Origin of the sequence: Gemmatimonas sp. (assembly GCF_021298855.1) — a bacterium.
Classification (GTDB): Bacteria; Gemmatimonadota; Gemmatimonadetes; order Gemmatimonadales; family Gemmatimonadaceae; genus Gemmatimonas.
The window spans coordinates 1-24,547 of the sequence record NZ_JAJTHI010000083.1 but is presented as its reverse complement, the minus strand read 5'-3'; the positions used below and the strand labels follow the sequence as shown (position 1 = coordinate 24,547).

The following is a 24,547-nucleotide window of genomic DNA, read 5'->3' as shown; positions in this document are numbered from 1 at the left end:
CGCCCCGCACGGTCACCCGGAAGGTGGCCACCACACCGACACCGCCGCCGGCCAGGAAGGCGGCCAAGAAGGCGGTCAAGAAGGTGGCCAAGAAGGCGGCCAAGAAGGCGGCCCGGAAGGCCACGCCGGCGAAGCCGCCCAAGTCGGAGCTGTACGAAGTGCGGCGCTCGCGCATTCAGGGGCGCGGCGCATTTGCGATCAAGCCCATTCGCAAGGGCCAGATCGTGGACGAGTACTGGGGACAGCGCATCACCCACGAGGAAGCCGACCGTCGCTACGACGACAACGAGGGGCGGCACCACACGTTTCTCTTCGTGCTGGACGAGAACACGGTGCTCGACGCCCGCTATGGCGGCAACGACGCGCGGTTCATCAATCACTCCTGTGATCCGAACTGCGAGACGGAGATCGAGCGGGGGCACATCTACATCAAGGCCATCAAGGCCATTGCCCCCGAAACCGAGCTCACGTACGACTACCGCTTCGACTGGCAGGACGAATACGAGCCGGAGGACATCCGGTATTACGCCTGCCGCTGCGGTTCGAAGAAGTGCCGCGGGACGATCCTGCGGGTGCCGGTCTATCTCAGGAAGACGGCACGCGAGTGGTTGGCGGGGAACGATGTGAAGAAGCCGAAGAAACCGGTGCGCAAGCGGACGGCCACGCAGCCGGCCGATCCGCACGTCCGGCACCCGCACGTGGCCGAACGGCACGCCACGAGACAGCGCCGGTGAGCGAACCCGGCAAGGTGGGTGGGACGCGCGTCTATCACGGCCGCATCATCTCGGTCGATCTCGACGAGGTGCGCTTTCCCGATGGGTCGGTTGGCACGCTGGAAATGATTCGCCATCCGGGTGCCAGCGCGGTGGTGCCGCTGCTGGGGGATGCCGGAGACGACCCGGAGGTGCTGCTCATTCGGCAGTACCGCTATGCCGCCGAGCAGTTTCTGTACGAGATCCCGGCGGGACGGCTCGACCCCGGGGAAAGCCCAGCCGACTGCGCTCGGCGGGAGCTGCAGGAGGAAACCGGGTACACGGCGGCGCGTGTCGAACAGCTGTTCACCATGTACACGACTCCCGGCTTCACGGACGAGAAGATCCATCTCTTCGTGGCGACGGGGCTCGTGCCCGGTGAGGCGCATCGCGAGGCCGATGAGTTCATGGAGCTGGTGCCGACGCGGCTGTCGCGCGCCCTGTCCATGATCGAGCGGGGGGAGATCCAGGACGCCAAAACGGCGCTGGCCCTGCTCTATGCGGCAGGCTTTCGCCTCAACTGAGCCGATATGTCGCGGGTGGTGTCCACTTTTCCGGACAGGAATCTCCGGAAAGGGACGCTCGAGCGGACAGATGGTACCGGGGTGATACGGGAGGCAGAACAGTAAGTCGTTGTTTTGCAACGGTTTGCGGGAGAATGTTCCAAAATGTTCCCCGCGGCATGGCCCGTGCGATACCCCTTGGTGTGCACCAACATGGTCTGCCGGGTCGTCCGGCGGTCTGGTTTCCGCACCGCGCGGTGTCTCTCGCGCGTCACCGCTGGCGCTCTGCCTTTGGCAGGAGGGCTCGACCCATGGCCGAACTGGCTCGTACGAAACTGACGTCGCACTCCACCCCCGCCGTGCCGGTGCGGGAGCACCTGCGCACGCTCGAGGACGGGGATGTGGTGTCGGCGTTCCTCGCTGGCGAGGAGCGGGCGTTCGAGGAGCTTGTCGACCGCTATCAGGGCCGTCTGCTGAACTTCGTTTACCGCACCATCGGCGACCGCGATCGCGCCGAGGACCTGGTGCAGGAAGTGTTCATCCGGGTGTATCGCCACATCGGTCGTTTCGACCGATCGAAGAAGTTCAGCACCTGGATCTACACCATTGCGTCCAACCTGGCGAAGAACGAGCTGCGCAACCGGTCGCGCAATCCATTGGTTCTGTTCCAAACCATCAAGGCGAAGTTCGAGGACGAGGAGCGGCCGCTGCAGTTCGAGGACGTGAGTTCGCGTCCCGACGACCTGTTCCGCAAGCGTCACCTGCGCGACATGGTGGAGCAGACGGTGGGGCAGCTCCCGGCCCATCATCGCGAGGTGTTCGTGCTCCGCGAGCTCGAGGGGAAGAGCTACGAGGAGATCGCCGACATCACCGGCGTGAATCTGGGTACGGTGAAGTCGCGGCTGAACCGCGCGCGAACGGCCTTTGCGGAGATCATCGCGCCGTTGGTGAGGTAGGGGGCGCTCCGCGCCCCTCTTGTGACAAGGGAGGGGGCAGGGGGAAGGGTCTCCGGGGGAAGCAGGAGCGGGGGGGGCCGGCGCGGGTGCGCCGGCCCCTTTCCGCATGCACCTGCTCCCTGCCTCCTGAGCACCTTCTTCCTGCTTCCTCCCTTGCAACCAGGTTGTTCCAATGAATCCTGCTTCAGGAATGACAATTCCAATTGCGCCTCCCGTCTCCCGCTCGTATCTCGTGTGTTGCCGAGCCCGGCGCGGGACCCCGGCGCGATCGGGGCCCGTGTCGGGGGATCCCCCCGGAACCGCTCCGGTCCCGCTGGGTACCTTCGCCTGCACGCATTCTCCGCAGGCTTCCGCCTCATTCCGATGGACTGCAAGCTCTTCCGCAAACACCACCTCGCGTATCTCGACGATACGCTGCCCGGTGACCTGATGGCGCAGGCGCAGTGCCACGTGCTGGACTGCGACCCCTGCGCGGCCCACGACACGCTGGTCCGGCGCTCTCTCATGGTGGCGCGCAACATGCCCATGCTCGAGCCCAGCGCCCAGTTCCAGTCGCGGCTGCAGGCGCGTCTGGCCGAGTGCCGGGCTGAGCGGGAGGCCACCGCCAGCGCGGTGCGCGAACGGCGCGCGGTGGCGCTCCCCAATGGCGGACTGGTGTCGCCGTCACGCACGGCGCTGGCCATGGCCGCCAGCGTCGTGATCGGCGCCCTGGCGTTGCAGGCGCTGCGCGAGAACCGCGCACCAACGCTGGCCATGCAACCGGTCCTGGCCATGCCGCCGGTTCCCGTTTCATCGGCCCCGTACCTCACGCCCGCGCTGGTCCAGGCAATGTCCACCGGCAACCCGGTGTGGCCGGCGGCGATGATCGTGGAAGACGCGCCGGTGGGTTTCGTGAACGTCGAATACCGGTTCGCCGAACTGCGCTGAGACACAGGGACCACACGGTCCCTGTTATTTTTCGCGGATGCCCCCGAAGTCATCGGCGACGCCCCCGAAGGAAAGCGCTCCCCTGCGTGTGGTGCAGGCGGCGGTGCAGTCGCGACAGTTCGCACCCGTGTACTACCTGCACGGCGACGATGACTTCCTGAAGGACGGCGCCCTGCATGATCTGCTGCAGGCGGCCATCGACCCCTCCACCCGCGACTTCAATCTGGAGCAGCGGCGGGGAAGCGACCTCGATGCCGAAAGCGTGGCCAGCCTGCTCACCACGCCGCCCATGCTGGCGGAACGGCGCGCCGTCGTGCTGCGCGACGTCACCGGCCTCAAGAAGGCGGCGCGGGTACAACTCGACAAGTACCTCGAGCGTCCCGCCGGCGATACGCTGCTGCTGCTGGTATCCCCCGCCGGCACCAAGGCCGATCCCGCCCTGCTGCACGCCAGTGTCTCGCTCGAGTTCGCGCCGCTCACTCCGGAACGGGTGCGCCGGTGGATCACGCATCATGCGACCACGGTGCTGCAGGTCGACATTGCCGACGATGCGGCGCAGCTGCTGCAGCAGGCGGTAGGCAACGACCTGCATCTGCTGGCGGCGGAGCTCGACAAGTGCGCGAGCTACGAGCTGGGGATGCACGACGATGTCGGCGCGCCCCACGGCGGCGCACCACGCGCCGCCATTGGGGTGGAGGCGGTATCGGCGGTCGTGGGCGTGCGTCGTGGCGAGACGGTGACCGATTTGCTGGATGCCGTGGCACGGCATGACGCCCAGGCCGCCGTGCAGCTGGTGCCGCACGTGCTCAGCCAGCCCAAGATGTCTGCCGTGCAGGTGGTGATAATGCTGGGCACCCAGGCCTTTGCGCTCAGCTTCGGTCGCGCGCGGCGCGATGCGGGCGTACCCACGCCGCGGCTGCCGCAGGAGTACTTCGCCTTCCTCAAGGACACGGGCGGGTATCCCGGACGTCCGTGGGGAGAAGCGGCGTCGGCCTGGACCCGGGCGACCGATGGTTGGAGCGCCGAGGCCTGCGCCCGTGCGCTGGCCCTGTTGCTGGAGGCGGATACGGCACTCAAGGACACGCGAGTGTCGAACGAAGAGCAGCTGCTCACGTCGCTCGTGCTGGCGCTCTGCGCCACCCGGTCGCGACGAGCCGCGTAACGAGGAATGATGATGACATCGATGACGCAGCGGTGCACCCTGACGGCGATTCTCCTGGCCGTCGTCGCTCCTGCCCTGCTGCCGGCCCAGTCAGCGGCGCCGTTGCCGGCGTCGGCGATCTCGCCCGCCATGGACCGGGCGGTGGCGCGGGCTCGCGCCGCCGTGGACAACGGCGACGGGGCGGATGCGCGCGCCGTGCTCGACTCGCTGGTAACGGCGGCGCCCAGCGGCAGCAACGATCTGGCGGAGGCGCTCTTCTGGCGCGCCACCCTCGCCGAACGGGTGAGCGACGCCGAGCGCGATTGGAAGCGGCTGATCATTGAAACCCCGCTCGCTCCGCGCGCCACCGACGCCCTGCTGCGCCTGGGCGAGCTGGAAATGCTGCGCGGGCACCCGGCGGACGCGCGCGCGTATTTCGCGCGCGTGGTGCGCGAGTATCCGGCGGGTCCGGCCAAGGCGCGCAGTCAGTTGTGGATTGCCAAGAGCTGGGTGGCGCAGCGCGACCTGCCGCGGGCCTGTGTCGCGCTCGCCGTGGCGACCACCACCGGCGTGCCCGACGGCGAGCTGCGTCTGCAGGCCGAAGAGCTGGGGCGCCGGTGCGCCACCGTCGACCGCAAGCTGCTTGCGCGCGCGCAGGCCGACACGGGGAACGCGGCCGCGTCCCCGGCTGCCGCCCCGTCCGCTCCCGCGCCAGCACCGGCCGCCACGGCAGCAGGTGCGCCCGCCGCGTCGTCGGTGCCCGCGGCGGCGGCCGCCGCCCCCGCGTCGTCGGTGCCCGCGAATGCGCGCTTCAGTGTGCAGCTGGCGGCCTTCGGGACGCGCCCGGAAGCCGAGGCGTTCGTGCGCACGCTGGGGGCGCGGCAGATCGACGCCCGGGTGGACGGCGACCGCCAGCCGTTTCGCGTGCGAACCGGCTATTTCGCCACCCGCGCCGAAGCGACCGCAGCCCTGGTGCGCTTCAAGCGGGCGGGGTTTTCCGGCTTCGTGGCGGAGCTCGTGAAGTGACCAGTGGCGGCAGCGGCAGTGCCACGCCGCTCATGCAGCAGTACCGGGAGATCAAGGCGCGGCATCAGGACGCGATCCTGTTTTTCCGCATGGGTGATTTCTACGAAATGTTCTACGACGACGCCGAAGTGGCGTCGCGCGCCATCGGACTGACGCTGACCTCGCGCAACAATGGCGGAGCCGCCGAGGTGCCGCTGGCGGGCATTCCGGTGAAGGCCGCGGCCGAGTACCTGCGGCGTCTGGTGCAGCAGGGGCATCGTGTGGCGATCTGCGAGCAGGTGGAGGACCCGAAGCTCGCCAAGGGGATCGTGAAGCGTGAGGTAATCGAAACGATCACGCCGGGCGCCGTCTTTGCCGACGACCTGCTGGATGGCGCCCGCGCCAACTACGTGTGTGCCGTGGCCATGGGGCGTGACACCGTGGGCAAGCAGGGCGGACGGGAGGGCGATCGCGTGCGCGAGCAGATTGGCGTGGCCGCGGCGGATCTCTCCACCGGCGAGCTGCGCCTGTTCCTGGTGACGGCGGCCGATGCCTCGGCCGTACTGGCGCGACTGGCGCCGCGCGAACTGCTGCTGGTGCGCAACGCCGCCCACGCGGAGCTCGACGGGGCGCTGCAGGTCGTGGAGGGCGCGCTCGTGACGGAGCGCGAGGGGTGGGAATTCGACGCCCAGCTGGCCACCGACGAGCTCACGCGGCAGTTCGCGATCAGCAGCCTCGAAGGCTTCGGGCTTGGTGTCGAGGATGCGGCGGTCGTGGGCGCGGCCGGCGCGCTGCTGCGCTATCTGCGTGAGTTGCAGCCGGGGGGATTGCCGCATCTGGCGCGGCCGGTGGTGGAGCGTCCCGGCGGCGTGATGCCGCTCGACGAGATGACGCGGCGCAATCTCGAGCTGGTGGAATCGCTGCGCGGCGGTGAGGTGGCGGGCACGTTGCTGAGCGTGCTCGATCGCACGACCACCCCCATGGGGCAGCGTCAGCTGCGGCAGTGGCTGCTGGCCCCGCTGCTCGAACGGGATGCCATTGACGCGCGCCTCGACGCCGTGATGGTGCTGGTGCGCGACCCGGTGGGACGCGCCACCCTGCGCGAGGCGCTCGACGGGGTGCGCGACGTGGAGCGATTGGCCAGCAAGGCCGCGGCGGGGCGCGCCACGCCGCGCGAACTGCGGGCGCTGGGTGATTCGTTGGCGCGGTTGCCGCAGGTGGCTGCCGCCGTGCACGCGGTGCTGGCGCACGCCAATCAGGGGGGCGCGCAGGGCGGCGTGCTGGCCCGCATGCTGCACGACTGGGACGATGGTGCGGACTGTGCCGCACAGCTCACGCGCATGCTGGTGGCCCGTCCGCCGCTGCTGATCGGCGAGGAGGACACCATTGCGCCGGGGGTGGACGCGGCACTCGACGAGCTGCGCGCGTTGCGCGATGGCGGCAAGGATGCCATTGCCACCATTCAGCAGCAGGAGCGCGCCCGCACCGGCATCGGCAGCCTCAAGGTGGGGTACAACAAGGTCTTCGGCTACTTCCTCGAGATCTCGAACGCCAACCGGCACCTGGTGCCCGACGACTACCAGCGGCGTCAGACGCTCACCGGCGCCGAGCGGTACGTAACGCCGGCGCTCAAGGAGTACGAGGAGAAGGTGCTGAGCGCCGCCGAACGCATCGAGGCGCGCGAGCGCGAACTGTTCGAGGCGCTGCGCCGCGAGGCCGGGGCCGCGATCAGGCGCTGGCAGGCGGTGGCGCGACGGGTGGCGACCATCGATGTGCTGGCCAGCTTCGCCGACGTGGCGGAGCGCGAGCAGTACGTGCGCCCCGAGCTGCACGACGGCTTCGATCTCGAGATCACCGCCGGCCGGCATCCCGTGGTGGAGCGCATGATGGCGCGCGAGAAGTTCATCCCCAACGATCTCGCCCTCACGGAGGAGGCGCAGCTGATCGTGCTCACCGGCCCCAACATGGCCGGCAAGAGCACCATCCTGCGTCAGATCGGCCTCATCCAGCTGCTGGCGCAGGTGGGCGCGTACGTGCCGGCGCGCAAGGCGCGCCTGCCCATCGTGGACCGGCTCTTCACGCGCGTGGGGGCGAGCGACAATCTCGTGCGCGGGCAGTCCACTTTCATGGTGGAGATGAGCGAAACGAGCGCAATTCTGCACACCGCCACGAAGCGCTCGCTGGTGCTGCTCGACGAGATCGGACGCGGCACCAGCACGTACGACGGCGTGAGCATCGCGTGGAGCGTGAGTGAACATCTGCACGATGCGATCGGCTGCAAGACGGTGTTCGCCACGCACTATCACGAGCTCACGCAGCTCGCGAACGAGCTGGGGGGCGTGCGCAACTTCACGGTGGCCGTGCGGGAGGTCGGCGATCAGGTGCTGTTCCTGCACCGCCTTGTGCCGGGTGGCGCCGATCGCAGCTACGGCATCGAGGTGGGGCGGCTGGCGGGGCTCCCGGCTCCGGTGATCACGCGCGCCAAGGAAGTCCTCGCGCTGCTGGAAGGTGAAGGAGAGCAGATGGCCGCGCGCCTCACCGCCGACGGTATGCAGGCGCCGGCGAGCACCCGGCGCCGCGGGCCTCGCCTCAAGCATCAGCTGCACGCCGACCAGCTGGGCTTTTTTGCCGAACCGGTGGCGCCGGTGGATGCGGCCGCCACGCGCCTCAAGGCGGCGGTGACGGCGCTCGACACCGACAGCATGACCCCGCTCGAGGCGCTCACCACGCTGGCGGCGCTCAAGAAGGGCGCGGCGGCGCCATGATGAGCCGGGCGGGAACGACGGCGGCGCCACCCAAGCCGTCCAAGGCCGAGCTGGCCGCGGCGGTGCACAAGGTTGTGCCCGACCTGGTGGCGCCCAACCTCACCGTCCTCTTCTGCGGCATCAACCCCGGGCTGTACACCGCCGCCATCGGGCACCACTTCGGTCGCCCCGGCAACCGGTTCTGGCCGGCGCTGCACGGCGCGGGGTTCACGCCCCGGCTGTTCAAGCCGTGGGAGGAGCACGAGCTGCTGCCGCTGGGGTATGGCATCACCAACATGGTGCCGCGCACCACGGCCGCGGCGTCGGCGCTTCGCCCCGAGGAGTACGTGGCCGGCGGCGCGCGTCTGGCGCACCTCGTCCGCACCTGCACGCCGCGTGTGGTGGCCTTCCTGGGGATCGGCGCGTACCGTACGGCATTCGGCCGCCCCAAGGCGCAGCTGGGTCTGCAACCGGAGCTGCTCGAAGGCAGTCGGTTGTGGGCCCTGCCGAGCCCCAGCGGGCTCAACGCCAATCATCAGCTTTCCGATCTCATCGCGATGTTGCGTGCGCTGCGCCTCTGGGTGGAATCCCCTGCGGCGCGCGACCGCTGACCCGTTTCGGCCCGCCCTCATGACTGCCTCTTCCTCGTCCGCTCGCGGCCTTCGCCGACGTTCTCGCGCGACCACCGCCATGATCGCGCTGTCCGCCTTCGGCTTCGTGGGCCTCACCGGGGCCTTCGCGGGGTGCAGCGAGGGGGCGCCGGCGCCGGCGGACACCAGCCGCACCGTGGCCCCCGGCCCAATGACGCCGGGTTATGGCGTGGACGTGGTGGCCGAGTTCCCGCACGACACCGGGGCCTTCACGCAGGGGTTGCTCTGGCACGAGGGCAAACTGTTCGAGAGCACGGGTACGGTGGGGAAGTCGAACATCCGCGAGGTGGCTCTGGCCTCGGGCAAAGCGCTGCGCCAGCAGCCGTTGGAGGAGCCGCACTTCGGGGAAGGCATCGTGATTCTCGGTGGCACGCTGTACCAGATCACCTGGCAGAGCGGCAAGGCCTTCACCTACGACTGGAAGACCTTCAGGCGCACCGGGGAGCTGCGCTACGACGGCGAAGGGTGGGGCCTCACCACCGACGGCACGTCGCTCATCATGAGCAACGGCAGCAACACGCTCATTTACCGCGATCCGAAGACCTTCGCCGCACAGAAGGCCGTGACGGTGACCGATCGCGGCAACATGGTGTCGCAGCTCAACGAGCTGGAGTGGGTGAAGGGAGAGATCTGGGCCAACGTGTGGCAGAAGGACTCGATCGCGCGCATCGACCCCGCCACCGGGAAGGTGACGGGGTGGATCGACCTTACCGGCCTCCTGCCGCAGCTCGATCGCACCGGCAAGGAGGATGTGCTCAACGGCATTGCGTACGACGCGGCCACCGACCGCATTCACGTGACCGGCAAGCTGTGGCCCAAGCTGTACGAGATCCGGCTCAAGGCGAAGTAGCAACACTACCCGAAACCCGAAACCCGAAACTCCCGGTGAACGACCGGGAGTTTCGGGTTTCCGGCAGGTCGGAGATGCTATCTGAGCCGCACGATCCCGTAGCGCAACGCGGCGGGCGGCAGGGCGCCGTTGCTGGAGAGCTGCACGAGGGCGCGCTGGCCGGCGGGGACGCTGAAGCGGAGATACGCGCTGGTTCCGCCAGCCAGCACGATGCGCTGTGGGGCGTTGCTGTTGAGGGTGCGCGTGGCGATGGGATACACGCCCAGCGCCGCCCCGCCGCTGAGCCGCAGTCCCGGGAAGATGCTGCGGAAGTTCCACGCGGGATTCACGTAGCGCGCCCCGAGGCCGGCCGTGGTGGCGGCGCTGAAGTCATCGGCGATGAGCGACACGGACCAATCGCGCAGGTAATCGGCAAAGCCGCCGCCACCGAGCACCTGCTGCAGGTTGGCCACGCCGGTCGTCGTGGAGTTGACGAGCTGCCGCAGGAAGGTGGCCTCGCCATTCGCGCCCTGCCGTGCCGCGGCGAAACGCAGGAAGTTCCAGATCGCGCCGCGCGTGGCGAGCGAATCGTTGGGCGCGTACGGCGAGTTGGTTTCCGGCGCGATGAGGAAGCCGTAGAAGCGCGAGAAGTTCTGCGAGGCGTACGTGGTGAAGTCCTCGGCGCGCAGGCCGTTCACGTCGCTGAGCACGAGGTTGCGGCGCGAGGAGTACCCGCTCACGCGCAGGTACAGCAGCTCTTCGGCCAGATGCGAGAGCCCCTCATCGAGCCAGACCTGCTCGGCGGTGGTGCCGGCCCCGTTCACGTAGAGCCGCCGTGACGCGTTGATGAGATGCTGCAGCTCGTGCGCGATGGTGTTGAGGTTGAGTCGCGTCACCACATCCTTGGCCCTCCGGTTGCCGTTCACCGACCCCTCGGGGTCGGGCACGAGCAGATAGAACATCTCCTGCTCGTTGGAGGTGGCGCAGGCCGGCAGGCCGTTGCGTGCCGTGCGCGGATACAGATCCCGGGCGAAGAAGAAGCCGCCAATCGTGAAGTTCGAGTTGGCCGGTGTGAGCTGATTCACCGCCCGGGTGTAGAACAGGATGATGCGGCCGTACTGCGAGATGTTGGACGGCGCCCCGAAGGCGGCGGTGTCCATGGGGAAGACCAGCGTATCGAAGGTGGCCGCAATGGAGGCGAACTCCGCGTCGGTGTAGCCCCCCGCGGGGTTTTCCTTGTCGCTTACCACCAGCGCGCGCGTGCCCACGGCTGCGACCCGTCCGGTGCGGGTATCGGCATTGCTGCACGCCTGACTCGAGTTGGCGTTCAGCCGGATGTCGTCTCCCACCCGGACCGGGGTGAGGGCCGCCTGCGCGCGCGGCTCCTGGTGCCACTGCTGCGCGACGCCGGCGAGTGGCGGCAACTCCTGCTGCTCGCGCAGCCGCAGCGCCTGCTCGAAGCGCTCCGCCGGGGAGAGCATGTTGCCCAGCAGGGTACCGGCGGGCATGGCGATCGTGTTGCCGGTGGGCAGGGGGGCCACGAGCGCGGCGGTGGTGGGCGCGCGGGTTCCCACCGCGAAGACATCGGCCACGGACGTGAGGCCGAACGACGGTGCGGTGGAGATGACCGTGAGCGCGAACTCCGCGCTGAGCGTGCCTGGCGGCGCCTCGAGACAGGCCGCGAGGCTGTTGGTCCCCGCCTGCGGATCGACCACGTCGCCGACCGCGAGTGTCTGTGCCGCCGTGGGCCCGCAGGGGCCCGAGCCGGCGGGACCGATGGTCAACAGCACCGTGTCGGCGCGCCCCGATGCGGCAGCCACCACGCGCGCGGAGCCGGGGGCGAGGGCGGTGACCAGACCGGCGCCATCGACGGAGGCCCGCGCCTCATCGAGCGAGGTGAAACTGAAGCTCTGCCCCACGATGACGTTGCCGAACTGGTCGCGCAGCGAGCCGCGCACCCGCAGCGTATCCCCCACGCCGAGGAAGCCCGACTCGGGAATGGCCACCATGCTCGCGGCGGGGCCAGGGAGCACGGTGGCGATGAAGGGGGCCGGGTTGACGCCGTTCACCTGCGCACTCAGCCGGGCCGTGCCGGCGGTGATGCCCACGGTCCAGGAGGTGGTGGCAATGCCGCGCGAATCGGTGGTGCTGCTGGCGGGGCTCGCCGTTCCCGATCCCACCCCCACGTCCCAATCCACCCGGCGCCCGGAGACCGGCTTGTTGTCCTTGTCGGTCACGAGCACGGCGAGCGCCGTGGGGAGCGCGGCACCGGCCACGGCCGTCTGCTGGTTGCCCGCCTGAATGACCACGGCGGTGGGGGTCGCGCCGGGACCGGTGCCTTCGCTGGCGCGGCAGGCGCCAAGCAGGACGCTGGATATGCCAAGGGCGGCAACCAGGTGCGGGACGCGACGACGGGTGAGCAGCAACGGGCGCATGACGGGGAGCAAGGGGGGACCAATCCGGACATGACCGGCAGGGTTGAAACATGCCCTGCCGAATACGACACGTGAATGCCGACGACGGCACATGGTGCGACACCGCCCGAGGGGGCGCGGTGTACATTCCGGCATGCGCGCCGTAGGACGGTTCCTGCTTATGCCCCTCACCCTGCTCGGCTGTTCCGAGCGGGCACGACAGGCCCGGCAGCCCCGGGCCGGAAGTGACGCCTGGCTGCGCAACGCGTCGCTTCTCGACCTGCCCGACGAACGCCCGCAGATCCTCAACGGCGAACTCCCGTTCCGGTATCCCGTGGCACAGTATGTGGCCGGAGTGCAGGGGGAAGTCCTGCTGCGGGTGTTCGTCGATTCCGGCGGGAACGTCGTGGCCGACAGCACCAGGCTGGTCGAGCCGTCGGGGCACGCGGCCCTCGACAGCGCGGCGCTGGCCGGAGCGTCCCAGCTCCGTTTCCGCGCCGCCCGCCGCGGCGGTGTCCCCATTGCGGTTTCGCTGCTGTTCCCCGTGCACTTCCGACACCCGGGGGGGCTTCCGCCCCGGGACTCCCTGCGACCTCCCCCGTGACACCCACCACGATGGCCACCTCGCTCCCCACCGACGTGCCCACCCCTGCGCCGGCCGCGGCCGGCGCAGGCTCCTCCGAAGAACACGTGCGGCACCGCCGTCCCTATGGCAGCGTACTCGAGACGATCGGCTGGACGCCACTCATTCGCCTGGCGCGGGTGGCCAAGGGGATCCGCACGCCGCTCTACGGCAAGGCGGACTTCTTCAATCCGGGCGGCAGTGTGAAGGACCGCATCGGCATGCCCATGATCGAGGCGCACGAGGCGGCGGGCACGCTCAAGCCGGGCGGGACGATCGTGGAGGCGACAAGCGGCAACACGGGGGTGGGGCTGGCCATTGCGGCGGCGCTCAAGGGCTATCGCTGCATCTTCACCATGCCCGACAAGATGAGTCAGGAGAAGGTGCGCCTGCTCAAGGCGTTCGGGGCCGAAGTGATCATCACCCCCACGGCGGTGCCGCCGGATCATCCGCAGAATTACGTGCAGATGGCCAAGCGCATCGTGCGGGAAACGCCGGGCGCGGTGCTGGCCGGGCAGTTCGAAAACCCGGCCAACCCGGCGGCCCACGTGGCCACCACGGGCCCCGAACTGTGGGAGCAGACGGAGGGGCGCATTACGCATTTCGTGGCTGGCGCCGGCACGGGCGGCACGATCAGTGGCGTGGCGCGCTACCTCAAGAGCATGAACCCCAACATCAAGATCATCGCCGCCGACCCGCAGGGGAGCGTGCTGGCCGAGCTGTGGCGCACGAAGGGCGAGGGGCATCCCACGGGCGCGCCGTACAAGGTGGAAGGGGTGGGGCAGGACTGCGTCCCGGCCACCCTCGATATGGACATCATCGACGAGTTCATCTCGGTGGGCGACAAGGATGCGTTCACCATGGCGCGCCGGCTCACGCGCGAGGAGGGGATCTTCGTGGGGGGCAGCGCCGGGATGATTGCGCACGCGGCGCTCACGGTGGCGCGGCGGCTCGATGACCCGAACGCGCTCGTGGTCACCTTCCTGTGCGACACCGGCGAGCGCTATCTCAGCAAGGTGTTCAACGATGAGTGGATGCGCGAAAACCAGCTGCTCGACTCGCCGCACACGAGCATCGAGAGCGTACTGGGCAACAAGGACGCGAGTGCGCCGGCCATCGTGAGTGTCACGCCGGGCGCCACGGTGCGGCAGGCCATTCGCCTCATGGCGCTGCACAACGTGAGTCAGGTGCCGGTCATGGACGGCACGGTGTGCGTGGGCAGCGTGGCCGAGTCACGGCTCACCACCGAATCGCTGGGCGACCCCAGGGCCCTCGACAAGACGGTGAGCGACGTGATGGATCAGCCGTTCCCGGTGGTGGAGCACGACGCGCCGGTGGAAGCGGTGGCGAAGCTGCTCTCCAAGTCGAACCGGGCGGTGCTGATGCGGAAGGACGGGGTGGTGCAGGGGATCGTGACGCGCTTCGATGTGCTGGAGTACCTGATGCATCGGTGAACGGCCGAACGCGGGCGGCAACTACGCAAACGGCAACCGCAGACGGCAGACGGCAGGAACCACAGTGAGCAGTACGGAAGGAATTCGGTAGAACAACACGGCGGCTTGCGCTGCGCGCGCCGCCGATATGATACCGCAAAGGAAATCGGGCGCGACCGCAAAGCGGCGCGCCCGTTTTTTCCGCATTCCTGCGCACTGCGCACTGTGGTTCCTGCCGTCTGCCGTTGCCGTTGCCGTTGCAGTTGCCGTTGCAGGACGTTGCTCCTCCTCACCCCACGTCGCGCTCGAACGCCGCGTCGAAGCGCACGTCGCTGGGCGGAAAGTCCACCGCCTTCACGCGCGCACACGCCTCCCGCGCGCCGAACTCGCGATCCATGCCGATGTCTTCCCACTCCACCGACAGGGGGCCGGTGTAGCCCACGCGGTTGAGCGATCGCACGATCCCCTCGAAATCCACGCGCCCGCGCCCGATGGAGCGGAAGTCCCAGTGGCGATCGCGATGGCCGAACTCGAGATGGCCACCGAACACGCCGCTGCGCGTGGGGCGGTCGCTCCACCACACGTCCTTCATGTGCACGTGGTAAACGCGATCGCCGAACGTCTGGATGAAGGCGAGATAGTCCACGCCCTGATAGGCGAAGTGCGACGCGTCGAAGTTGAAGCCGAAGGCGCGGCGCCCGCCCACGGCCGCCACGGCGCGCTCGGCCGACGCGATGTCGAAGGCGATCTCGGTCGGGTGCACCTCGAGGGCGAAGCGCACGCCCACTTCGTCGAAGGTGTCGAGAATGGGATTCCAGCGGTCGGCGAAGTCGCGAAAGCCGGCGTCGATGGTCGACGGCGACACCGGGGGGAACGAATAGAGCAGCGGCCAGATGCTGGAGCCGGTGAAGCCCGGCACCACCTTCACGCCCAGCTTCGCCGCGGCATGTGCCGTGCGCTGCATCTCCTCGGCGGCGCGTCGCTGCACTCCGGCGGGCGTGCCGTCCCCCCACACGCGGGGGGGCACGATGGCCTGGTGCCGCTCGTCGATGCGATCGCACACCGCCTGCCCCACGAGATGATTGCTGATGGCGTGCACCGCGAGGCCGTGCTGCGCCAATAGGTCGCGCTGGCGTTCGACATACCCATCTTCGCTGACCGCCCGCTCCACGTCGAAGTGATCGCCCCAACAGGCGAGTTCGAGGCCGTCGTACCCCCATGCGCTCGCCTTGGCGGCAAGCGTGGCGAGCGGCAGGTCGGCCCACTGGCCGGTGAAGAGCGTAACGGGGCGCATGGGATGCAGTGCGGGAAGAGGGCCGAAGAACAACGGAACGCGAATGGAAAGACGAACCGGGACGCAACACCCGTCAGGCTGGCGGCGTGTAGGCGGCATCGACCCAATGACCGCCACTTCCCGCCTCCCCGCCGCTGCGCAGCGCGGTTTCGATGAAGTGCACGCCAATGGCGCCGTCCTGCACCGTGGGGAAGTCCAGGTCGGCGGGATCGGGCGTCTCGCCGGCCACCCGCGCCGCGATCGTGCGCAGCGCGTTGCCATACACATTGGCGAACGCCTCGAAGAAGGCCTCCGGATGCCCCGACGGCAACCGCGTGGCGCGCTGCGCCTCGGGACTCAGATAGCCACTGCCGCGCGTCAACAGTTGCAGGGGGCCGTCGAGGGGGCGCAGCAGCAGGCGATTCGGCTCTTCCTGTGCCCACTCCAGCGAGCCCTGGCTGCCGTACACGCGCAGGTTGATGCGGTTCTCCTCGCCCGTGGCCACCTGCGAGCAGTGCAGGATGCCACGCAGCCCGTGCTCGTAGCGCAGCAGCAGGTTGGCATCGTCATCCACCCGCCGCCCGGGAATGACCGTGCCCACGTCGGCCATGAGGCGCGTGATGCGCTGCCCCGTGACGTAGCGCGCCAGCTGCTCGGCATGGGAGCCGATGTCGCCCAGCGCACCCGCGCCGGCCCGCGCGGGATCGGTGCGCCAGTCGGCCTGTTTCTGCCCGCTCGTTTCGAGCGCGGTGCCGAGCCATCCCTGCGTGTACTCCACGACGACCTTGCGGAGCGTGCCGAGGGCCCCCGACGCCACCATGGCGCGGGCCTGCTTCACCAGCGGATACCCGGAGTAGTTGTGCGTGAGCGCGAAGATGACGCCATGCTCCGCCACCAGGCGGCAGAGCGCCTCGGCATCGGCGAGCGTGGTGGTCATGGGCTTGTCGCAGATCACGTGGAAGCCCCGCTCGATGAAGGCGCGGGCCGCGGCGTAGTGCACGTGGTTGGGCGTCACGATCACCACGACATCGATGCGATCACCCGGTGCCCGCGCCGCCTCGCCTTCGGCCATCGCCTCGAAGCTGGGATAGCAGCGGGACGGGTCGAGGTGCAGGGCGCGACCCTGCTCGAGGGACTTCTGCGGATCGGTGGAGAAGGCGCCGGCGACCAGCTCGGCCAGCCCGTCCAACTCGGCGGCGCGCCGGTGCACCGCACCGATGAAGGCGCCCGGGCCTCCCCCCACCATCCCGTAGCGCAGCTTGCGATTCAACGGCATCGATCCTCCAGCATGGACTCGGCAATCACCGACACGCGGCCTCGAGAGACGAGGTCGCCGTCGTGCGCGGGCGCGCGGGTGCGCGAATCCCTCTGCAATTCTAGGTGGTGCCCCATGGCGGGCAAGCAGGGTCCCTGGCGCAGGGACCGACACGGTGCCGCCGGCGGTGATGCTTATCCCGCGGCCGTCTGCGCGCTGTAGCGGTCGCTGGCGGCCCGCTGTGCTGCAGTAACGCGCCGCTGCGCACCCCGGTCGACGGCCGTGGCGACGGCGCGCTGGGTTACCACCAGGGCGGCGGTGAGTGCCAACACGCCGGTGAACTGATGGAACACGCCGAGCGGGATGGGCACGGCCAGCAGCAGCGTCGTGATGCCCAGCACGAGCTGCGCGGTGATGACGGTGGCAAAGGCAAGGAGGGCGCGCTGCACCGCCCGCGGGAGTGCCGCTTGGCGCGCGCGCCACGCCAGCGTGAGCACGAGCGCGGTGACGGTGAGCGCGAGCACCCGGTGATGGAACTGCGCCGCGGCGGGGTTCTCGAAGGCGTTGCTCCACCACGGGGTGAGCGTGGCGTAGCCGGGCGGCACCACCTGGCCCCCCATGAGCGGGAACTCGTTGAAGACCTTGCCGCCGCGCAGCCCGGCCACGAATCCGCCCGACAGCACGGTAATGGCCAGCAGGGTCGTCGCGCTCACGAGCGCGAGGCGCCACGACGGGGAGGTGCTGGCCCCTTCCTGCAGCTCCTCGGCCGACCGCGCCCGCAGTTCACTGTAGGTCCACACGGCCACCGCCAGAATGCCGAGGGCGAGGCCGAGGTGCGCCGTGAGCCGGTAGGCGCTCACGCTGATGCGTTCGACGAGCCCGCTCTGCACCATGTACCAGCCCAGCGCCCCCTGTCCGGCGGTGAGCACCGGCAGGGCGGCGAGTCTGAGGCGCAGCGACTTGGGCAGGCGTCCCTGCACGAGAAACACGAGATACGGGATGGCGAACACCAGCCCCACGGTGCGCGCCACGTTCCGGTGGAACCACTCCCACCAGTAGATCCACTTGAACTGCGCCAGTGTGATCCCCGCGTGGGTGGTGCTGGCCTGGGGGATCTGCCGGAACTTCTCCAGCTCGAGCGCCCAGGCGGCGTCACTCGACGGGGGCAGAGCGCCCGAGACCGGTTTCCATTCGGTTATGGACAGCCCGCTTTCGGTGAGCCGGGTAATGCCCCCCACCGCCACCGCGAAGAAGACGGCAATGATGGAGGCCAGCAGCCAGCGGCGCAGGGCGAGGCGGTCGCGCTCGGGGAGCGCGCCGGGAAGTCCGAGGTCGGTCGTGGTAGCCACCCGTGTACCCTGACAGGGGGGCCGGTGAGGGTCAAGGGAGCGGGTGCCGGCCCACCGTGATCCACCGCGCGTCCGGACGCAGTGTGTCGGTCAGGGAATCACGATCAGTCCCGCCTTGCCACCGAAGTCGTCGTCCACGACCGCCAGGCCGCGCGGGGCACGCCATTCGCCACCATTCACGCGCACGGCCACGCGGTGCGTGCCGCTGGGGAGCGGGAAGCGGTACACGAACCGGTCGCCCTCGCGCGGTGCGCGCACGGGCTTCCACTCGGTGCTGCTGGACGCGATCTCCACGACGGCCCCGATCGCGGCGAGGAGGCTGATGCTGACCTCACCGTGGCCCTCGCGCCGCTGCACGAGCACCTCGTCGCCGCGCATATCAGGGACGGTGGTGATGCCGACCGTGCCGCCCCGGTCGTCGCCCAGCGCGCGCGCATCGCGGCGCACGGTGGCTGGACGGACCGGGGTCCAGCGCATCCCGAGGCCAGTGTACCGTGCCTGCGGTACGCCGCGCACGACGTCGGCGAGCTGCTCTCCCACCTGGGCGATGAGCGAAGTGCCGGCCTTCAGGTTCCAGGCGGCGGCCAGATGAAAGGCCGACGCCGTGCCCCGCGTGGCGCCGGTGCCAGCCCGCCAGGCGCGACTCCCCTGGACCCACAGCGGACCATGCTGCCAGCTGGCGTCGAGCTGGCGGTCGGCGAGCGTGTACGCGGGCGCCGGGGCGCGCAGGCCGAACCGCGCGGCCTCCATGAGCCGGAAGTCGTCGGTCCACCCGCGCGCGTAGTGGGCACCGGCGCGCAGGGTACCGACGGGCGTGGCGCGCTGCCAGGCCACCGCGCCGCCAAGGCGCCGTCCCTCATTGGGCCGATTCGCACGTGTCGTGCGCCCGACCCCCGCGAAGGCGCTCAGTTCGAGGGGCCCCACCCGCAGGTGCTGCCACCCCGCGAGGGCGCGATTCCCGTCGAGCCCCAGAACGCCTCCCCCGTTGGTGGTGGCGCTGAGGTCGACGTCGGTGCGCGCGACGGCCCATGGGAGCAGGGTGACCCGCACCACGTACTGCCCGGCCCGCACACTGTCGCTGGCGAGCGTCATGCTCCCCTCGGCGGCCAGCGCAACCCGACTGCGGGCGTGCCACACACCGCCGCCGAGGCTGCCGGCCGAGCGGCGGGTGCTGGTGGGCTGCTGCACACGCGCGCCACCGGCATCGAGCCAGACCATCGTGGCCGACCGCGGGACCGGTGCCTGCGCGCGCAGGGGCGCGGCGGCCACCAGGACAGCGGCCACCGCCCCCCCCCACGCCAGCCGAACGTCAGTTCTTGCCGGTTGGGCGCAGCGGAGCGCTGGTGGTGCCAATTCCGGCCCGGGATTCGATGAGGGAAAGCACACCCTTGGAGCGTAGCTCCATGGCCGCATCCGGCGCGAGTCCGGCAGCGATGTCGCGGCCGACCGTCGTGCCGAGGGTGGCGAACTGGGTGAGCGTGGCTCCCTTGAGCAGCAGTTCCCGGACCCGCCGGGTTGCGACGGGTCGCGAGACGCCATTGGCCACCATCTCCGCCAGCACCCCCAGCGGCACCGTGAGGGGCTTGGAGGGCCAGATCTTGCGCATGTCGCGCAGCGTGCTGGCGGGGATGCCCACCTGCAGCGCATCGGCCGCCGCGGCCAGTTCGTCCACCGACTGCGACGGCGCCATGGCGCCCTGCGCCACCGCGAGCCGTTCCATGAGCAGCGCCGTGGCCGTGCGGATGCGGTCGGGAGCGGCGCGCTTGGCGAGCCCCTCGCGCACCTTCGTCACGAGCGGCGCCGTGGGCAGGCCGCGGGCGGCGGCATCGGCAATGATGGCGCGGATGGCGGTGCGCGCCGGCTCGTCGGCAATGCCCTCGAAGGGCGTGGCCTCCTGCGCGTGCGCCGTGCGCGCCACGGCCGCGAGCAGCAACGGCACGAGGTAGCGGCGCATCACGGTGCCTGCACGATGATGATGGAGCCGGGGCGTCCGAAGTCGGTATCGGCGGCAGGCGGCGCGCGCGGGTCGGCCACCCACGTGGTGCCATTCACCACGAACGCGTAGACATGACGTCCCGGGGCGAGCGGCCGTGTGCCGGTCCACACGCCGTTCTCGAGCGTGAGCGGCGTGGCCGTGACATTCCAGTCGTTGAAGTCGCCCACCACGCTCACCTGCGCCGCCGTCGGCACGTCGCGGGCGTCGAGCAGGAACTGGGTGGGCACACGCAGGCTGGCGGCATCGGCGGTCGCCTCGACCGGCTGCAGCGGTGCAGCGGCCGCTGTGGCGGCCGGAGCGGACGCCACGGTGGTGGCCGTCGGCTGCGGCGTGCTGGCCGGTGGTCGCATGAGGAAGCCGCGGCTCACGAAGCCGACGGCCAGCGCCGCGGCGGCCAGCGTGGCGCCGCGCACCAGCGGCGACGTGGCGAAGCGCCATCGCTCGAGCAGCGCGTCCCCGCGCGCCCGGAGACGCTGCCACGGCGTGCGCCGGCGATCCCGCGCGGCCGCCAGGATCTGCGCGATACGGCGGCGATCGACGGCCGGCATGGGCGCCAGCACGGCCTTGATCTGCGCCATCAGGAGCGCGTCGTCAGCGGCGTGGGCATGCGGTGACTCACGATGCCGGTCACTCACGGGGCACTCCGGCGCTCACGGTGGGCTGTAGACGGTGGCGAAGCGCATCGACCGCACGCTTCACCCGCATGCGGAGCGTGGAGCCCCTGGCTCCTGTCACGAGGGTCATCTCTTCGTAGTCCATGTCGTTCACATGACGCAGCAGGAAGGCTTCGCGCTGCTCGGGCGGGAGCGTGGCCAGGGCGTGGTGCACGGCGCGCGCGAAGTGGTCGTCGGGCCCGTCGACCGGTTCATCGCCCACCGCGTCGTGGGGGAGGTCGCCGTAGGCGATGAGGTCGTGGTGCCGCTTGCGACGCGCGAGCATCGTGCGGCACCGGTTGCCCAGAATGCGGAAGAACCACGGGTCGAAGGGCGAATCCTCGCGGAAGCGCGACAGGTTGTCGTGCACGCGGAGGAACGTGTCCTGCACGGCCTCCTCGGCATCCTCACGGCGACGCAGCATCTGGCAGGCAAAGCGCAGCGCCCGCGGGTAGTAGTGCTCCACGAGCTGCGCAAAGGCGACGGCGTCGCCGCCGCGCGCCTGACGCAGGACGAGGAGCAGGTGTGCGTCGTCCATGCCCGGGTCAGCGGGTGCTGCTGGCGGTGTGCACGGCACCCAGCGCGGTGCGAGGGCCGTTGCCCGGAGGGGCGGGGCAGGGGGCGGGCATGGGGGGAATGAGAGTGCGGGGCACGGGTCGCGATGTCGAACGTGATCAGGTGATATGTCCCGCCTTACCCGCCGGGCGGGGCCGCCGTCACGAGAATGGGGGCCCATCCGTGACGAACGCTCCGCCCCGACGTCTCCACGATATACCCGAGATACGTACCGGGGCGCGCGCCTCGTCCGGCGCGGGCCGGGGTACCCGTTCGCCGCGCTGCGTTGCCGATGATCAACGTGCTGGACCAGTTCACCGATGCCCTCGGAGCCCCGCTCCGCGACTACAGCAAGGGGCGCCTGGCGGCCCTCCTTGCCGACCCGCGCCCGGCCACCTGGGAAGATGCACACAGCGTCGCGCTCAACGCCCAGGGGCTCACGCTCTGGCAGGCGTGGATTGCCCTCGATGAGACCGCGCCCCGAGAGGGCCGGCACGTGACGATCGACGCGTGGGACCGCGTGGTGGTGGTGCGGGAGTGGGCGCGGGTGCCAACGGTGACGGAGTTGGCGGGGATCGTGCGCTTCGTGCTGGAGCACACGCCGGGGCAGTAACGCGGTCGGGGTCTACGGCAGACGGCAGTTCGCAGGCACGACAGACGGCAGCCGGCAGGCACAGGGAAAGCGGCCGCGCCCACCATGTTTCACCACACCCCTGCCGTCTGCCCCCTGTGGTTCCTGCCGTCTGCCGTCGGTAGTTTGCAGCATGCCCCACTCCATCACGGTCCTCCTCGGCGGCGTGTCGGCCGAGCGCGATGTGTCCCTCTCGAGCGGGCTGCGCATTGCGGCCGCGCTGCGCGAACGGGGGCACACGGTGCGCTGTCTCGACCCGGCCGACGGGGTGCTGACGCGTGAGACCGAGCATCGGCTGTTGGCGGCGGGTGTGGGGAGTGCCCCCCCCAGCCTCGAGGCGCTGGCCGGGATGTCGGCGCGCTCCCTGTCGCCCACGCTGGGCACCCTCCCCGAGGTCACCGGGGCCGATGTGGTCTTCCTGGCGTTGCATGGTGGGCAGGGGGAAGACGGCACGGTGCAGGCGCTGCTGGACATGGTGGGGGTGCCGTACACCGGCAGCGGCCACCTGGCGAGCGCGCTGGCCATGGACAAGCACCTCAGCAAGGTGGTGCTGCGTGCCGCAGGGGTGGCCACCGCCGACTGGATCATGGCGCCGCGCGACGTGCGCCGCCTGGATGCGGCGCAGGTGGGACGCGCGCTCGACTGGCCGGTGGTGGTGAAGCCGTCGAAGCAGGGGAGCACGGTGGGGCTCAACATCGTGCGGGAGCCGGGCGCGCTGCACGCCGCCGTGGTGGAAGCGTTCCGGTACGACGACGAGGTCATGATCGAGCGGTTCGTGCCGGGGCGGGAGCTGACCGTGGGCATCCTGGGCGAGGCCGTGCTGCCCACGATCGAGATCACGCCGGTGAAGGAGCTGTACGACTACGAGTGCAAGTACACGCCCGGCATGGCGCAGGAGTTCGTGGCCGAACTACCCGCCGAGATTCAGGCCACGCTGGCCGATCAGGCCCAGCGGGCCTTCGCGGCGCTCAAGCTGGGCGGCTATGCCCGGATCGATTTCCGGTTGGACCCCGCGGGGCAGCCGTGGTGTCTGGAAGCGAACACGTTGCCCGGGATGACGCCCACGAGTCTCATCCCGCAGGCCGCCGCGGCGGCTGGTGTCTTGTTTCCCGACCTGTGTGAACGCATCGTGCAGCTGGCTCTCGCGGCGTCGCGGGATCGCTGACCACGGGATCGAAGAACGCGTCGCCCTCGTTGATTTGAGATGAGTTACGTCACCTACGACGAGTTCGAGTCTGCGCGCACCCCGAGCGCCGTGTATTGGCTGATCGGCTTGTGCGTAGCCGTGTATTTCGTGCAGGCCACGCTCGTGGGCGACGCGAACATGGCCAACTGGCTGGGCTACGCGTCCGGCGACCTGCAGTCGCGCTCGTTGTGGACGCTGGTGACGTACATGTTCGTGCACGGCGGGCTGGTGCACCTGCTGCTCAACATGTGGACGCTCTGGCTCTTCGGGCCGCGCGTGGAGCGGTCGTGGGGCGCCAGCACCTTCACCTGGTATTACCTGTGGTGCGGGCTGGGAGGCTGGGCCTTCCACGCCATGTTCCAGCCGAACGCGGGCATTCTGGTGGGCGCCTCGGCGGCCATTCTGGGCGTGGCGGTGGCATATGCCAGTCGCTGGCCCGACGACGAAGTCCTGTTCTTCGGCGTGGTGCCCATGAAGGTGAAGTGGCTGGTGGTGTTCATGGCGCTCATCAACATCACCATGACGGTGATCGACAGCGGGAGCACCGGCGGCACGGCGTACGCGGCACACTTCGGTGGCATGCTGGCCGGGTGGATCTACCTGCGCGCGCCCAACGTGGGGAGTCTCGACCGCTTCCGCAGCCGCATTGCGCCGGCGCCCGACTACGGTGACGAGCCGCCGCGCGCCGTGCCCAAGACCAGCCGTCCGCGCGAGCGCGAGCGTGAGACCGACGACATCGTGGCGCAGAGCAAGGCGGCCATGGCGCGGGTGCGTCCGGCGTCCAAGCCGCAGCCCAAGCCGCAAGCGGCGCCTACGCCGGCCGCGGTGCCGGCGGCGAGCACGGCGCTCGATGCGGTGCTGGACAAGATCGCAGCCTCCGGGATGGAGAGCCTTACGGTGGCCGAGCGGCTGCTGCTGGACGAATGGTCGAAGCGGCTGCGTGACGTGACCTGACGAGGGCGCCCGCGCCGTTTACTGTTCGTGCATGCCCAAGCCCCAATTGCTGGAGACGTTTCCGAATCCCTACGCGGACCGGAAGTACGAGATCTACATGGAGACGGACGAATTCACGTCGCTGTGCCCGTTGGGCGGCGTGGAAACGGACGCCGTGGAACTGAAGCTGCTGGAAGGCGGTGCACCCGACTTCGCGACCATCAAGATCACCTACTGGCCGGCCGAGCAGTGTCTCGAGCTGAAGAGCCTGAAGCTCTATTTCTGGAGCTACCGGAACGACGGCATCTTCTACGAGCGCGCGGTGAATCACATCCTCGACGATCTGGTGGCGGCCTGCCGGCCGCACGCGATGACGGTGGTGGGGGATTTCAATGTGCGTGGTGGGCTCAAGAGCATCATCACGGCGAAGTACGAGCGGTAAGCGGGCCCCACCCGGGTTCCCTTTGCCCCGGTGACGGCTATATTCCGGGACTCTGGAGCGGCGGCCTGGCCGCGCGCCCGGATCGGCTTGGTAGCTCAGTTGGTAGAGCAGCGGACTGAAAATCCGCGTGTCGGCGGTTCGATTCCGTCCCAAGCCACTGCACCAAAACCAAAGCGGCGCCCTGACTCGGTCGGGGCGCCGCTTTGCATTTCCCGATCTCCAGTCGGCCGTCGTCGGCGCCGGCATCGCAGCCCATTGCGATTGGTGGCGCCCCACGATGCACGGGAACTCGGGGGCG

Annotated in this window: 23 protein-coding genes and 1 tRNA gene; 16 read left to right on the top strand and 8 right to left on the bottom strand. The window is 69.7% G+C overall.

Annotation, left to right across the window (positions count from 1 at the left end; all coding sequences use genetic code 11):
* Positions 1-23 precede the first annotated feature (23 nt).
* The 9 genes from LW840_RS17100 (at position 24) to LW840_RS17060 (ending at position 9,528) form a co-directional block, all read left to right on the top strand.
* On the top strand, positions 24-734 hold the full coding sequence (locus LW840_RS17100; protein ID WP_291273403.1) for an SET domain-containing protein-lysine N-methyltransferase: 711 nt from the start codon (positions 24-26) through the stop codon (positions 732-734).
* Positions 731-1,276, top strand: coding sequence for an NUDIX hydrolase (locus LW840_RS17095; RefSeq protein ID WP_291266971.1), 546 nt, complete (start codon positions 731-733; stop codon positions 1,274-1,276). The genes LW840_RS17100 and LW840_RS17095 overlap by 4 nt, the downstream gene beginning before the upstream one ends.
* A gap of 290 nt (positions 1,277-1,566) precedes the next feature.
* Complete coding sequence (locus LW840_RS17090; RefSeq protein WP_291262114.1) at positions 1,567-2,211, top strand: sigma-70 family RNA polymerase sigma factor; 645 nt, start codon at positions 1,567-1,569, stop codon at positions 2,209-2,211.
* 363 nt (positions 2,212-2,574) lie between these two features.
* Complete coding sequence (locus LW840_RS17085) at positions 2,575-3,138, top strand: hypothetical protein (RefSeq protein ID WP_291266970.1); 564 nt, start codon at positions 2,575-2,577, stop codon at positions 3,136-3,138.
* A gap of 37 nt (positions 3,139-3,175) precedes the next feature.
* Positions 3,176-4,300, top strand: a complete 1,125-nt coding sequence (holA, locus tag LW840_RS17080; RefSeq protein ID WP_291266969.1) for a DNA polymerase III subunit delta — start codon at positions 3,176-3,178, stop codon at positions 4,298-4,300.
* 21 nt (positions 4,301-4,321) lie between these two features.
* Positions 4,322-5,305, top strand: a complete 984-nt coding sequence (locus LW840_RS17075; RefSeq protein WP_291277451.1) for an SPOR domain-containing protein — start codon at positions 4,322-4,324, stop codon at positions 5,303-5,305.
* Entirely contained in the window at positions 5,302-8,049 is a 2,748-nt protein-coding gene (gene mutS / locus LW840_RS17070; protein ID WP_291266967.1) for a DNA mismatch repair protein MutS, read from the top strand. The genes LW840_RS17075 and mutS overlap by 4 nt, the downstream gene beginning before the upstream one ends.
* Positions 8,046-8,639, top strand: coding sequence for a mismatch-specific DNA-glycosylase (locus LW840_RS17065; RefSeq protein ID WP_291262119.1), 594 nt, complete (start codon positions 8,046-8,048; stop codon positions 8,637-8,639). The genes mutS and LW840_RS17065 overlap by 4 nt, the downstream gene beginning before the upstream one ends.
* Before the next feature lie 79 nt (positions 8,640-8,718).
* On the top strand, positions 8,719-9,528 hold the full coding sequence (locus LW840_RS17060; protein ID WP_291266965.1) for a glutaminyl-peptide cyclotransferase: 810 nt from the start codon (positions 8,719-8,721) through the stop codon (positions 9,526-9,528).
* A gap of 77 nt (positions 9,529-9,605) precedes the next feature.
* Here the strand turns inward: LW840_RS17060 and LW840_RS17055 are convergent, their stop codons facing one another.
* Positions 9,606-11,942: an Ig-like domain-containing protein gene (locus LW840_RS17055; protein WP_291277450.1), complete on the bottom strand. Its 2,337-nt coding sequence runs from the start codon at positions 11,940-11,942 to the stop codon at positions 9,606-9,608.
* Positions 11,943-12,075: 133 nt separating this feature from the next.
* On the opposite strand from LW840_RS17055, the gene LW840_RS17050 reads away from it, so the two are divergent.
* Both LW840_RS17050 and LW840_RS17045 read left to right on the top strand, forming a co-directional pair.
* Positions 12,076-12,525: an energy transducer TonB gene (locus LW840_RS17050; protein WP_291262122.1), complete on the top strand. Its 450-nt coding sequence runs from the start codon at positions 12,076-12,078 to the stop codon at positions 12,523-12,525.
* The gene (locus tag LW840_RS17045) at positions 12,522-13,997 is read left to right on the top strand and encodes a pyridoxal-phosphate dependent enzyme (protein WP_291266963.1); all 1,476 of its coding nucleotides are present in this window, start codon (positions 12,522-12,524) and stop codon (positions 13,995-13,997) included. Before LW840_RS17050 ends, LW840_RS17045 begins: the two co-directional genes overlap by 4 nt.
* Positions 13,998-14,265: 268 nt before the next feature.
* Here LW840_RS17045 and LW840_RS17040 read toward each other — a convergent pair whose 3' ends face one another.
* The 7 genes from LW840_RS17040 to LW840_RS17010 all read right to left on the bottom strand — a co-directional run bounded on the left by LW840_RS17040 (position 14,266) and on the right by LW840_RS17010 (position 21,040).
* A complete protein-coding gene (locus LW840_RS17040; protein ID WP_291268903.1) occupies positions 14,266-15,270 on the bottom strand; it encodes a sugar phosphate isomerase/epimerase in 1,005 nt (334 codons plus the stop codon).
* Positions 15,271-15,343: 73 nt separating this feature from the next.
* Positions 15,344-16,525, bottom strand: a complete 1,182-nt coding sequence (locus tag LW840_RS17035; RefSeq protein ID WP_291262125.1) for a Gfo/Idh/MocA family oxidoreductase — start codon at positions 16,523-16,525, stop codon at positions 15,344-15,346.
* Positions 16,526-16,698: 173 nt separating this feature from the next.
* Complete coding sequence (locus tag LW840_RS17030) at positions 16,699-17,853, bottom strand: COX15/CtaA family protein (RefSeq protein WP_291277449.1); 1,155 nt, start codon at positions 17,851-17,853, stop codon at positions 16,699-16,701.
* 90 nt (positions 17,854-17,943) lie between these two features.
* Positions 17,944-19,137, bottom strand: coding sequence for a hypothetical protein (locus LW840_RS17025; protein WP_291262127.1), 1,194 nt, complete (start codon positions 19,135-19,137; stop codon positions 17,944-17,946).
* Between the two features lie 25 nt (positions 19,138-19,162).
* Complete coding sequence (locus LW840_RS17020; protein WP_291266960.1) at positions 19,163-19,810, bottom strand: hypothetical protein; 648 nt, start codon at positions 19,808-19,810, stop codon at positions 19,163-19,165.
* The gene (locus LW840_RS17015; RefSeq protein WP_291277448.1) at positions 19,807-20,427 is read right to left on the bottom strand and encodes an isoamylase early set domain-containing protein; all 621 of its coding nucleotides are present in this window, start codon (positions 20,425-20,427) and stop codon (positions 19,807-19,809) included. The genes LW840_RS17020 and LW840_RS17015 overlap by 4 nt, the downstream gene beginning before the upstream one ends.
* A 49-nt stretch (positions 20,428-20,476) precedes the next feature.
* On the bottom strand, positions 20,477-21,040 hold the full coding sequence (locus tag LW840_RS17010) for an RNA polymerase sigma factor (protein ID WP_291262130.1): 564 nt from the start codon (positions 21,038-21,040) through the stop codon (positions 20,477-20,479).
* Positions 21,041-21,349: 309 nt separating this feature from the next.
* Here LW840_RS17010 and LW840_RS17005 point away from each other — a divergent pair, with 309 nt between their 5' ends.
* The 5 genes from LW840_RS17005 (at position 21,350) to LW840_RS16985 (ending at position 24,406) form a co-directional block, all read left to right on the top strand.
* Positions 21,350-21,670, top strand: a complete 321-nt coding sequence (locus LW840_RS17005) for a hypothetical protein (RefSeq protein WP_291266958.1) — start codon at positions 21,350-21,352, stop codon at positions 21,668-21,670.
* A 151-nt stretch (positions 21,671-21,821) separates the two neighbouring features.
* Positions 21,822-22,853 (top strand): D-alanine--D-alanine ligase, encoded by a 1,032-nt coding sequence (locus LW840_RS17000; protein WP_291266957.1) that lies wholly within the window; start codon positions 21,822-21,824, stop codon positions 22,851-22,853.
* Positions 22,854-22,892: 39 nt separating this feature from the next.
* A complete protein-coding gene (locus tag LW840_RS16995; protein ID WP_291262133.1) occupies positions 22,893-23,828 on the top strand; it encodes a rhomboid family intramembrane serine protease in 936 nt (311 codons plus the stop codon).
* A gap of 31 nt (positions 23,829-23,859) precedes the next feature.
* The gene (queF, locus tag LW840_RS16990; RefSeq protein ID WP_291262134.1) at positions 23,860-24,249 is read left to right on the top strand and encodes a preQ(1) synthase; all 390 of its coding nucleotides are present in this window, start codon (positions 23,860-23,862) and stop codon (positions 24,247-24,249) included.
* Between the two features lie 84 nt (positions 24,250-24,333).
* A tRNA-Phe gene (locus LW840_RS16985) sits at positions 24,334-24,406 on the top strand.
* Positions 24,407-24,547: the final 141 nt, after the last annotated feature.